This window comes from Agrobacterium sp. SOY23 (genome assembly GCF_027212525.1).
Lineage (GTDB): Bacteria > Pseudomonadota > Alphaproteobacteria > Rhizobiales > Rhizobiaceae > Agrobacterium > Agrobacterium tumefaciens_I.
Genome location: NZ_JAPWDT010000004.1, coordinates 419611 through 431453, shown reverse-complemented (window position 1 = coordinate 431453; position 11843 = coordinate 419611). Strand labels below are relative to the sequence as shown.

Sequence of the window (11843 nt, the reverse complement as noted above, 5' to 3'; positions counted from 1 at the left end):
GAGCAGTTCGGCTGGAAGACCCTCGCGGGGAAGCGATCGACGGCGGTGATATTCCGTTCTTTCCGCAAAACCTTGTTGCAATTAATTCCTAATTGCAGAATATGAATCGGGTGATGATGTAGTTATATTTTGCAAGTAATTCTTATTAGCAACAAGGCGAACGAAATCGTCGGTTTTCACGACACTCGCCGCCACAAGAGATAAACACGGAAAGAAAGTCCCAAATGGAGAAGAAGTCACCAACGCAACCCGTGAGCGAATTGGTCAGCCGCAGAGGGCTGCTTGCCGGTGGGCTGGTCGCCGCAAGCGGGGGAGCGTTTCTGGCAACGAACGCTTCCGGCCAGACAACGCATTCAGGCCACGCGACAAAGACGGCCTCCGCCGCGGCGAATGGCGCGACACCGGCCCACGGCGCGCATGGATCGATGATGACGGTCGGAGAGGTCGATCCGCAAACCAATGGTTTCGACCCTCACATTATGCTGGCGGATTGGGAGACCGGCACGGTGGAACGCACCGCCGACGGCCGCACCCTTCGCACCTTCGAGATTACTGGCGAAGACAAGGACATCGAGGTTGCGCCCGGTGTCGTTTTTCCGGCCTGGACCTATAATGGCCGTGTGCCGGGGCCGACCCTGCGCGCCAAGGAGGGCGACCGTATCCGGGTGAATTTCAAGAATTACGGCTCCCACCCGCATTCCCTTCACTTTCACGGCATCCATTCGGCACGCATGGATGGCATTCCCGGCACGCCGGGTATGGTCGATCCGGGCGGCGAATTCACTTACGAATTCGACGCCAAACCCTTTGGTTGCCACCTTTATCATTGCCATAACGTGCCGCTGCGCCGGCACATGCACAAGGGCATGTATGGCGCCTTCATCATCGATCCGGATCCGGACCGGCATCCCGAACATGCCGATGTCGCACGCTCACGCCTGCTCGGCACGCCCGAAAATGCGGACTGGCAGGAAATGGTGATGGTGTCGAACGCATTCGACACCAATTTCGACGAGGAGAACGAGTTCTACGCCGTCAACACCGTCGCGCATGCCTATGCCAAAAAGCCGATCAAAATTCTCCGCTCAAAGCCGGTGCGCATCTATCTCATCAATGTGCTCGAATTCGATCCGATCAACTCGTTCCATCTCCATGGTAATTTCTTCAACTATTTCAATCAGGGAACGACGCTGACGCCGACATTGCGGACCGTCGACCTCATCACCCAGTGCCAGGCTGAACGTGGCATTCTGGAGTTTACCTTCGCCGAGCATGAGCCCGGTCTTTATATGTTCCACCCTCACCAGACTGAATTCACCGAACTCGGCTGGATGGGCATGTTCGACGTCGTGGAGTCGCTGTGATGAATGTCCTGGAAACGAATACAACCGCATCTGCCCGCTCCGGCCTCAATCTTGTCTGGATCATCCTGCCGCTTCTGGCGCTGGCCGCCGCAATCGCCTGGATTTTTACTGCCAATCCGGTGGCGCGGCTCAATAATGGCGCGCCTCCCATCGAAAATCTCACCTTCGAGCGCACGGTCATCAACGACAAGGGTCTACAATTGCTGGTTCGCGCCGGCGGTTCAGAGCCGATGACGATCGCCCAGATACAGGTGGACTCTGCCTACTGGACATTCACCCAGTCGCCTCCGGGGGAAATTCCAAGGGGTTCGACGGCCTGGCTCAATATCGATTTTCCGTGGAATCTCGCCGATACCCATGCCGTCACAGTCATGACCGGTTCGGGGGTAAGCTTTGAGCATGAAATCGCCGTGGCCGTACCCACTCCCACGGCGACATCCGGACAATTGTGGGCGCAGGCAATGGTCGGCATCATTGTCGGCGTCGTGCCCGTCGCCATCGGCTTGATGTTTTATCCTGCCCTGCGCAATGTCGGTCAGGGCGGCATGAATTTCCTCCTGGCGCTGACGATCGGTCTGCTGCTTTATCTTCTCATCGATATGACGGAAGAGGCGCTGGAAATCGCCGGTGCGACGGCCGCGCTGTTTCAGGGACGGGTGATGGTGGTGCTTGGGGCCTTTGCGGCCTTCCTGATCCTGATGGCGGTCGGCCGCCGGCACGGCACGCCCACGGGGCTGGCGCTCGCGACTTACATAGCACTCGGCATCGGCCTGCATAATTTCGGCGAGGGGCTGGCGATAGGCGCGGCCTTTGCCGCGGGCTCTGCGGGTCTCGGCGCTTTCCTCGTGCTCGGCTTTGCCATTCACAACATCACCGAAGGCATCGGCATTGCCGCGCCGATCCTGAAAAAGCGGCCATCATTGTGGGTATTCGCCGGATTGACCCTTCTGGCCGGCGGCCCGGCGGTGCTTGGCATGTGGCTCGGCAGTCTCGCCTATGCGCCGCAATGGACGGCCTTCGCGCTGGCTATCGGGGCCGGAGCCATCCTCCAGGTGATCGTCGAGGTTTCGGCCTACATGGTTCGCACCAACGCGCGGAACTTCACATCTCTGTCCCTGTCTCCCGCAGTCCTTGGCGGCCTCGGAGCGGGAATAATGTTCATGTACGTCACCGCGGCAATCGTGAAGTTATGATGGTGAACGCCCTCATCCTTTCGGCCTTTGGTGGAGATCGAAGTCAACCGGAAGGGCAGGGCGACAATCGATACAGCGAAGTGGCGGTTACGCCGCTTCGCATTCTCATTCCTCGAACCGCGGTTTTGTGGTGGCCGTCACGATGTCTCGAAGCTGAGACGCCTTACATGGTGCAGGAATTCCGCATCGATCAGCATGTTGAAACCGATGGTGACCTTTTCTTCCTCCCGGCGGATCAGCGTGCAGCCGATCTCATCGCGAATGCCGAGAATCTCCAGATAGAAATTGGCCGGCATTTCCAGTTCAGGGTTCACATCCAGCTCCGCGCCATAGAGGGAAATGGTGCGCACCAGGCAGCGCATGGTGTTCCTGGCGCTGAGATGATGCCCGATGAAGGTGATCTTGCCGGGTCGGTCGATCTGAAATTTCTCGTACATCTCGTCCTGCGGGACGCTCTGACGGGGATCCATATGTAAAGCCATGACAACCTCCCGGATTGCCTCTCTTGGTGTCGATTTTAACGCGGCTTCCTTGCCAGCACATGAAGGAAATCCGCGCAATTCTCTCTAGTCTGTGTCGATCTCGACCAATCTTCCGTGGGGAAGCCGATGTTTCCACTCGTGAAAATGCGTTCTGCTCCCTGCGGTTGCAGCGGCGCCGCAGCCTATCCAGATAATGTGTCACGCTTGCACAGGGCTGGTGTCGCTGCGCGGTTGACTGGAGCCGTACTTGGCGTTACGCCTGATCCCTGCAATATGGCTTCGCAAAGTGCGGCAGGATCGGCGCTTCGTGATTCTTCTGGGAGTGGACTGTGACGGGAAGGCTGGTAATCGTCGGGGCGGGGCAGGCCGCTTTCGCGCTGGCGTCGAAGCTTCGGGCGCTGAAAGACGAGCGCCCCATCACCATCATCGGCTCCGAGGATGCCTATCCCTACCAACGGCCGCCGCTCTCCAAAAAATACCTTCTCGGCGAGATGAGCTTCGACCGGCTGATGTTCCGCCCTGAAGAATGGTATGCGGAGCATAATGTCGATATCCGGCTTTCCACCTGGGTGGAGGAGATTGACCGTACTGCGAAAACCGTGCGCACGCAGGATGGCAGCACGCTTTCCTACGACAAGCTGGTACTGGCGACCGGGGCGGCACCCCGTCTTTTGCCCGCCAGCATCGGTGGCGATCTGGAAGGGGTATTGACGGTTCGCGACAAGCGCGATGCCGACCGGCTGATGGAGGAGATGAAGCCGGGGCGCAGGCTGCTGGTGATCGGCGGCGGTTATATCGGCCTCGAGGCAGCGGCGGTTGCCCGCAAGCTCGGCCTTGAGGTGACGCTGATCGAAATGGCCGACCGAATTCTGCAGCGCGTGGCGGCGAAGGAAACCGCTGATATCATGCGCGCCATCCATCAAGCCCAGGGCGTCTCCATCCGCGAAAAGACCGGCCTCGTGCGCCTTGTCGGCATGGATGGCCGGGTGGCGGCTGCCGAACTCTCCGACGGTTCGATGCTTGATGTCGATTTTGTCATCGTCGGCATCGGCGTGACGCCGAATGACCGGCTTGCTCGCGAATCGGGCCTCGATGTCGGCAATGGCATCGTGGTGGACCACTATACCCGTACCTCCGATCCAGACATTCATGCCGTCGGCGATTGCGCCATGTTGCCGTGGCGCGGCCAGCATGTGCGTCTCGAATCGGTACAGAATGCCGTCGATCAGGCTGAGTGCACCGCTGCCGTGCTGGCCGGCACCGAAACTGCCTATGAGGCGAAACCCTGGTTCTGGTCGGACCAATATGACACGAAGCTGCAAATTGCCGGCTTCAACCTCGGTTATGACGAAACGATGCTGAGGCCCGGTGCGCGTGAAGGCAGCTGGTCCGTCTGGTATTTCCGCGACGGGCGATTCTTGGCGGTCGATGCCGTCAATGATGCCAAGGCCTATGTCGCCGGCAAAAAACTGCTCGATACCGGCGCGGAGCCGGATCGTGCCATCCTGGCGGACGCCACCGCCGATCTGAAATTACTGCTTTCCTGAGGATATCATGCCCGCTCCCGAAAACCGTTTCAAAACCGCCATCCATGCGGGCAAACCGCAGATTGGCCTCTGGCTCGACATGGGCGAGGCCATCACGGCGGAAATCGCCGGCACTGCGGGTTTCGACTGGCTGGTGATCGACGGGGAGCATGGGCCGAACGATCTGCGCAGCATCATCGACCAGCTGCGGGCGCTTGCCACGTCGCCGGCCGAGCCGGTGGTGCGCGTGCCCGTCGGTGAAAGCTGGATGATCAAGCAGCTGCTGGATGCAGGTGCACGCACGCTCCTCGTGCCGATGGTCGATTCGGCTGATGAGGCCAGGGATCTGGTCAGCGCCATGCATTATCCGCCGCGTGGTATTCGCGGCATGGGTGCTGCCGTGGCCCGCGCATCGGCGTTCAACACCATCGCCGATTATGCCGACAGCGCTTCCGATGGCGTCTGCCTGCTGGTGCAGGCCGAAACGCGGGCGGCGATCGATGATCTCGACAATATTCTTGCGGTGGATGGCGTGGACGGCGTCTTCATCGGCCCGGCCGATCTCGCCGCCGACATGGGGCATCTCGGCCGGATCGACGAGCCGGAGGTGCAGGCCGTGATCGAAGCAGCGATCGTCAAGATCGTCGCGGCGGGCAAGGCTGCTGGTATTCTGACCTTTAATGAAACCTATAATCGCCGTTATCTCGAGCTCGGCGCGTCCTTCGTGGCGGTCGGTGCCGATGTCACGGAATTCGCCAATACGCTCCGCGCGCTCTCGGCCCGTTACAAGGGCGGAGCGGCACCGCAGCCATCCCGGTCGGGTTATTGATTCAATCGTCGTTGCTGGCGTTCAGCTTTTCCGGCGGAATGCCTTCTTCGCCGGAGGCGAGATAGCCGGTGTTGATAAGGGCGGCGCGAATGATGCGCTGGATGGCTTCATCCCTGTCCAAGTCGTGATCTCTCGCAAAATCCGACAATGCCGCTTCAAGATCGTCACTGAACCGCATATCCACCCCCATTTTCATCGCGCTTCAAACCCACAGGCAAAGGCAAGGCAGGAATGACCCGCCTTGCCTGACTTTCAATCTATATGGCGATCAGCGCCAGCGATACAGGCTGCTGTTGGACGAGCTCTGCTGTGTGCTCGTGCCGACCGCGTAACCGATCGCAAAACCGAGTGCGCCGACGATCGTCAGCAACGAAGTTGCCGTGCCCGGATTTTCCTTGACGGCTTCCACCACGTTCTGGCCCTGGGCGCGGACATTATGCGCGGCCTTGCGAACGCGGCCGCGTGCCTCGTCCAGAAATTCTGACGCATCCTCGCTGACGCCCTCCGCGCGGGCGGAGACGGATTTGGAGAGCGACGCAATTTGCGAGCGCAGCTCGGCAATCTGGTTTTCGATCGTGTCTTCGACAACATTCAGTTTGGTCTGAGCCATTAGAACACCTCTTTTGTTACCGAAGCCAGAACGCCCGGTGGGTGAAGAAGTTCCCGAAAGCCCGCAAAGTTTCGCGGAACCATGTTCCGCCAACAGCTTTTTCGGCTTATTGGCGAAAAAGCCTTGCATTCATTTTTTTTACGCAATAATCAGGCCGCACCGGAGAGGTGGCCGAGTGGTCGAAGGCGCTCCCCTGCTAAGGGAGTATACGTCAAAAGCGTATCGTGGGTTCGAATCCCATCCTCTCCGCCACTTGCCAAGTTTATCCCCACAGATTGAAACACCACACGTCAGTAGCCCAGCCGCTGGCTTCCCCCGGCGACGTCGAATATGGCTCGACTGCGATGCCTTGTGGTGTCCGCGCGGTGGGTTTGCTGAAGGCAAATCAATTTGCCAAATCACCGATCTGTCCGGCCCGTCGAATCGTTGCCCGGTGAATCAGTCCGGGGCCGAAAGAGCTTTTCCCGCGGTTTCCTCGCATGCGCATCTGTGTTGTGCCTCGGGACGGGATAGATCAAAGCAAAAAATTCCCACATCTTCGAATGACAGAGCAAGGGATGGCCGAAAACGCCGGTAGTTTAGAAAGACCTTGTTAACTCAACTAACTAACGGATTTTCAAGGGAATTCTTAACACATTGTAAAAGCCGCAATCGGCCGGCGGGGCGCTGTGTGTTGTTTCCGCAACAAACCGAAATGAAGCATATACGTAAATGCTATTTATCGGATGTTGGCGATTGCAAGCGGCGAAACCTTTTGTATTTTCACCACCAGAAGCGAGGCGGTGGATCGTTTGGCTTCTAAGAACACGGGAATGGGGCAGGGAATGCTGTCCTTCAGCGAAAGTACCCAGACCCACTTAAAAACTTTGACTGGAGGTCAACCATGAACATCAAGAGCCTTCTGATCGGCTCCGCTGCGGCTCTCGCAGCAGTATCCGGCGCTCACGCTGCCGACGCTATCGTCGCTGCTGAGCCTGAGCCCCTGGAATACGTTCGCGTTTGCGACGCTTTCGGCACCGGCTTCTTCTACATCCCCGGCACCGAAACCTGCCTGAAGTTCGACGGTTACATCCGTTTCCAGACCGACTTCGGTCGCAACAAGTCCGGCACGTCTGACTGGGATTCGTTCACGCGCGCTCAGTTCAACATCGACACCCGCACCGACACCGAGCTCGGCGCTCTGCGCGGCTACATCGGTTTCCGCGGTCAGGCTGACAACGACAGCAATCGTGGCGTTGTTGTTGACCAGGCCTTCATCGAACTCGGCGGCCTGAAGGTCGGTTACTACTACAACTGGTGGGACGACGGTCTCTCCGGCGAAGTTGATAGCCTTTCTTCGAACGTTACCCGCCTGAACGCTATCCGTTACACCTACGACGCTGGCTCGTTCTACGTTGGCGTTGCTGTTGAAGAACTGGAAGGCCAGCGCGGCTCCTCCAACATCTCCAGCGACTTCGCAAAGGGCGGCTCGTTCGAAGGCCCGAACAACGTTGGTATCTCCGCTATCGTTGGTGCCAAGTTCGGCGGCGTAAACGCTAACATCCTCGGCGGTTACGACACCGACCAGGAAGAAGGCGCAATCCGTGGTATCGTAACGGCTGACATCGGCCCGGGCACCCTTGGCCTCTCCGGCGTTTGGGCTTCTGGCGCAAACAGCTACTACGAAGAGTCCGAGTGGACTGTTGCTGCTGAATACGCAATCAAGGCAACCGACAAGCTGACCATCACCCCCGGCTTCCAGTACTTCGGTACGATCGACATCGGTGCTGACAACCAGTTCGTTGGCGACCGCGACGCATGGCGCGCTGGTGTAGCTGTTGGCTACAAGATCACCCAGGGCCTCTCCACGCTCGTTTCGGTTAACTACCAGGACGTCGACGGCACCGAAGGTGTTGACACCGGCGCTGGCGACAGCTGGGTTGGTTTCGTTCGCCTTCAGCGCACGTTCTAATCTGATCTGACATTGTCAGTGATGGAAACCCCGGCAGAAATGCCGGGGTTTTTCTTTTGCAATGCCGACTATGGCGCAAAGCAGTATCGGCGCACGGATCGATGCTTCGCCCGGTTTTGCGATCTGGCTGCCGTTCGTCTGGTGATTCGCTATCAGGGGAAACTCACACTGGAAGCCGCAAGAGTTGCTCCGCGGATTGATTCTCTTGGTGTGGACGAAGGGCTGAGTCTCAGGCGCTGCAATCGTCTTTTGGACAATTTCTCATGGCCCGGTTGTGTCAGGATTTTGGAGAAGGGATTGGCTTTAGGCTGCCAGGCTAGCGATTCTGCTCGTTAAGTGTTTGAAAAGCATTATTTATTAACGGTTTTTTAAGGAATGGGGTCCGGTCGATTAGAATTGTAGCTATTTCGCAACAATGAGAAACTAAGGACACCTTACTGTCTTCCTTCTGTCATGATTACGATTGCCTGTCCGGCCGGTTTTGGCTCTAATCATCTCCATAAGCGGCACGCATTTGTAAGTGCTTTCCCACCCGCTGCTTAGAAGATTAAGCGTTTGACTGGAGGTCAACCATGAACATCAAGAGCCTTCTCATCGGCTCCGCTGCAGCTCTCGCAGCAGTATCCGGCGCTCACGCTGCCGACGCTATCGTCGCTGCTGAGCCTGAGCCCCTGGAATACGTTCGCGTTTGCGACGCTTTCGGCACCGGCTTCTTCTACATCCCCGGCACCGAAACCTGCCTGAAGTTCGGCGGTTACATCCGTTTCCAGACCGACTTCGGCCGTAACCAGTCCGGTTCGTCTGACTGGGATTCGTTCACGCGCGCTCAGTTCGAAATCGACACCCGCACCGACACCGAGCTCGGCGCTCTGCGTGGCTTCATCGGTCTGCGCGGTCAGGCTGACAACGACAGCAACCGTGGCGTCAACGTTGACCAGGCCTTCATCGAACTCGGCGGCCTGAAGGTCGGTTACATGTACACCTGGTGGGATGACGATCTCTCCGGCGAAACCGACATCCTGTCTTCGAACTCCACCCGTTCGAACGCTCTGCGTTACACCTACGATGCCGGCTCCTTCTATGCAGGTATCTCGGTTGAAGAACTGGAAACCGCGCTTGACAGCGTTTCGAACCTCGGCATTACCAAGGGTGGCTTCATCGAAGGCCCGAACAACGTTGGTATCAGCGGTATCATCGGTGCGAAGTTCGGTGCAGTTAGCGCAAACCTGCTTGGTTCTTACGACACGGACCAGGAAAACGGTGCAATCCGTGCAATCGTCACGGCTGACATCGGTCCGGGCACGTTCGGCCTTTCCGGCGCATGGGCTTCCGGTGCAAACTCTTACTACGAAGAGTCTGAGTGGACTGTTGCTGCTGAATACGCAATCAAGGCAACTGACAAGCTGACCATCACCCCCGGTGCACAGTACTTCGGTACGGTTGATATCGGCGCTGACAACGACTTCGTTGGCGATCGCGACGCATGGCGCGCTGGTGTAACGCTTGACTACCAGATCACGCAGGGCCTCGCTACCAAGGTTGCTGTTAACTACCAGGACGTTGACGGCACCGAAGGTGTTGACAGCGGCGCTGGCGACCAGTGGACCGGTTTCGTTCGCCTTCAGCGTTCGTTCTAATCTAATCTGATCTGACATTGTCAGTGATGGAAACCCCGGCAGAAATGCCGGGGTTTTTCTTTTGCAAGGCGGAAAGCTGCTTTGCCAGGTAATGACAATAAAAAAGCACCGGGCCAGCCGGTGCCTGAATGCTCTGACGATGATCGGACGGTGAGTTCCGGCCTTTACCCCGCCCGCCCGTGGCGCAGGTCATCGACGATGTCGGCCTGTTGGCCTAGCCGTGTCTTGTAGACCTGATAGTTCTCCATCACCCGCTGCACGTAATTGCGTGTTTCAGGGAAGGGGATGCGCTCGATCCAGTCGACCACTTCATCGATCGGCTTGCCGCGCGGGTCGCCATAACGGGAGATCCATTCCGGCACGCGCTTTGGCCCGGCATTATAGGCGATGAAGGTGAGGATATAAGAACCGCCGAAGCTGTCGATCTGCTCACCGAGATAATGCGCGCCGAGCGTGGCGTTGTAGCCCGCATCCGTCGTCAGCATTGCCTGCGTGTAGGGCAGGCCGTGGCGTCCGGCTACGCCCTTGGCCGTTCCGGGCAGCAATTGCAGCAGGCCGCGGGCATTGGCGGCGGAGATGGCGGCCGGGTTGAAGGCGCTTTCCTGCCGGGCGATGGCATAAGCAAGCGCCTTGCCGGAGCCAGCAATATTGGCGCTGGCCGGAATGACGCCGAGCGGATAGGCGAGAGCTGCCGCATCGATGCCACGGCTGAAGGCGGTCTTGCCGATCTGCAGCGAAACCTGGTGGTTGCCGGTACCTTCCGCACGCGCCGCCAGAATGGCAAGTTCGCCGGGACTGTCGAGCTGTTCGGCAAGCGACCGGTAAAGGCTGTCGGCGCGCCAGCCGTAACCAGCCGCCTCCAGCCGGTCGATGGCGCGCACCGCCTCGCGGCCGGCGAAACGGTCCCGGTCTTCATTGCTGGGGTTCGGGTAGGTCACATTCAGTGTTTTGGCGCCGATTCGCGCGGCGGCAAGCTGGCCATAAAATGTGCCGGGATGGGCTGCCGCCTTGATGAAGAAATCACGGGCATTGCCGGGCCCGCCGGCTTCCGCCGTCCGACCGAGCCAATAATAGGCACGGGAAGCCGAAAGCGGGCGGTTCGAGGTTTGCAGCAATGTATTGAAGTGGCGCGAAGCGGCCGCCGGATCGCGCAGCGCCCGCAGCGCATACCAGCCTGCGTGGAACTCGGCATCGGCGATATCCACGGAAGAGGTGGCCGAATGATTGGCGACGATGCGATAGGCCTCGGCAAAATCGCCGAGATCGGCGACGCCGCGCGCGATGATGCGTCGTTCGTTCCACCATTCGCCGGGATTGACAAGCCTGGCCGTCTCCTTCGGCGCCTGCCGCAGGAGGACGGCAGCTTCCGTGTATTTCTGCTGGTTGCGCAGGTTCTCGATGCGCGCGAAGAGATAGGTCGGATCGCTGCGCCAGGAGGTGTCGACCTTGCCGAGCAATGCGCCGGCATTGGCGGAGCGCTGCAGCACGGCCGCCCAGGCATTATAAAGCGACTGCGCCTTGCCAAGATCGCCGAAACGCTTCGCCTGGCTGATGCGGCTGCGATACATCAGATAATCCATGCGTGCCTTGTGATCGGCGGGCGTCAGATAGGCAGGAAATTCGGCAAGCACACGGTCTTCCATGTCCTTGTCCATGCCTTCGCTGACCCAGAGCTGGCGAATGAGGTTCTGGGATTCGGCCGTTTTACCGGAGGAGGCAAGCGCCTTGGCAAGCACGACGGTTCCTTCCGCCGTTTCCGGGCGACTGCTGCCGAAGGCTGAAAGCACCTGCGCGGCCGGCAGATCCTCGCGATAGAGTGCTTTTTCTGAATTGGCTCGCAGGGTGGCCGCACCCGGCCAGCCGGAAAGCTCCCGCTGGGCGGCGGCGATCTCGGTGGAAGGCACATCCTTCTGGCCGGAAACGGCGATTGCCCAGGAGAGAATATGCCGGTCGAGGCTGCCGGTCGGCATGGTGTTGCGCAGGGCAATCGCCCGGGCCGCGTCGCGGCTGGAAAGCGCGTCGAGGCCGGCCTTCAACTGGCTGGTATCATCGGGGCGGTTGAGGCGCGGTATCGCGCCGGTGATCTCGGGCGAGGCCGGCATGAAGGCCGGAACGGTCGGCGCATTCGGCTTGACATAGGGAAGGGGCGCCGCACCCTCAGGCAGCGGCCCGGCCAGCGCGTTCCACACGGTTGCGGCAAGACCCGCCGCCATCAATCCCCAGACTGTCTTTTTCATGCCGTTCTTCATCG

At 59.1% G+C, this 11843-nt stretch carries 10 protein-coding genes and 1 tRNA gene; 7 read left to right on the top strand and 4 right to left on the bottom strand.

Annotation, left to right across the window (positions count from 1 at the left end):
* Positions 1 to 224 precede the first annotated feature (224 nt).
* Together O3S81_RS14370 and O3S81_RS14365 are read left to right on the top strand one after the other, a co-directional pair.
* Positions 225 to 1364, top strand: coding sequence for a multicopper oxidase domain-containing protein (locus O3S81_RS14370; protein WP_269344166.1), 1140 nt, complete (start codon positions 225 to 227; stop codon positions 1362 to 1364).
* Positions 1364 to 2557 carry a ZIP family metal transporter gene (locus tag O3S81_RS14365; RefSeq protein WP_269344165.1) on the top strand — a complete coding sequence of 398 codons (1194 nt, stop codon included), beginning with the start codon at positions 1364 to 1366 and terminating at the stop codon, positions 2555 to 2557. Before O3S81_RS14370 ends, O3S81_RS14365 begins: the two co-directional genes overlap by 1 nt.
* Before the next feature lie 137 nt (positions 2558 to 2694).
* On the opposite strand, the gene O3S81_RS14360 is transcribed toward O3S81_RS14365, so the two are convergent.
* Entirely contained in the window at positions 2695 to 3039 is a 345-nt protein-coding gene (locus O3S81_RS14360) for a hypothetical protein (protein WP_269344163.1), read from the bottom strand.
* Between the two features lie 329 nt (positions 3040 to 3368).
* Between O3S81_RS14360 and O3S81_RS14355 the strand changes: the two genes are divergently transcribed.
* Complete coding sequence (locus O3S81_RS14355; protein WP_269344161.1) at positions 3369 to 4586, top strand: NAD(P)/FAD-dependent oxidoreductase; 1218 nt, start codon at positions 3369 to 3371, stop codon at positions 4584 to 4586.
* A 7-nt stretch (positions 4587 to 4593) separates the two neighbouring features.
* On the top strand, positions 4594 to 5394 hold the full coding sequence (locus O3S81_RS14350; protein WP_269344159.1) for an HpcH/HpaI aldolase/citrate lyase family protein: 801 nt from the start codon (positions 4594 to 4596) through the stop codon (positions 5392 to 5394).
* Between the two features lies 1 nt (position 5395).
* On the opposite strand, the gene O3S81_RS14345 is transcribed toward O3S81_RS14350, so the two are convergent.
* Together O3S81_RS14345 and O3S81_RS14340 are read right to left on the bottom strand one after the other, a co-directional pair.
* Positions 5396 to 5572, bottom strand: coding sequence for a hypothetical protein (locus tag O3S81_RS14345; RefSeq protein ID WP_269344158.1), 177 nt, complete (start codon positions 5570 to 5572; stop codon positions 5396 to 5398).
* Positions 5573 to 5662: 90 nt separating this feature from the next.
* Positions 5663 to 6004, bottom strand: coding sequence for a hypothetical protein (locus tag O3S81_RS14340; RefSeq protein ID WP_269344157.1), 342 nt, complete (start codon positions 6002 to 6004; stop codon positions 5663 to 5665).
* 161 nt (positions 6005 to 6165) lie between these two features.
* Between O3S81_RS14340 and O3S81_RS14335 the strand changes: the two genes are divergently transcribed.
* The 3 genes from O3S81_RS14335 to O3S81_RS14325 all read left to right on the top strand — a co-directional run bounded on the left by O3S81_RS14335 (position 6166) and on the right by O3S81_RS14325 (position 9592).
* Positions 6166 to 6256: transfer RNA gene (locus O3S81_RS14335), tRNA-Ser, on the top strand.
* Between the two features lie 631 nt (positions 6257 to 6887).
* On the top strand, positions 6888 to 7955 hold the full coding sequence (locus tag O3S81_RS14330; protein ID WP_269344156.1) for a porin: 1068 nt from the start codon (positions 6888 to 6890) through the stop codon (positions 7953 to 7955).
* Between the two features lie 572 nt (positions 7956 to 8527).
* Complete coding sequence (locus O3S81_RS14325; RefSeq protein WP_269344155.1) at positions 8528 to 9592, top strand: porin; 1065 nt, start codon at positions 8528 to 8530, stop codon at positions 9590 to 9592.
* Positions 9593 to 9756: 164 nt separating this feature from the next.
* Here O3S81_RS14325 and O3S81_RS14320 read toward each other — a convergent pair whose 3' ends face one another.
* Positions 9757 to 11829 (bottom strand): lytic transglycosylase domain-containing protein, encoded by a 2073-nt coding sequence (locus tag O3S81_RS14320; protein WP_269344154.1) that lies wholly within the window; start codon positions 11827 to 11829, stop codon positions 9757 to 9759.
* Positions 11830 to 11843: the final 14 nt, after the last annotated feature.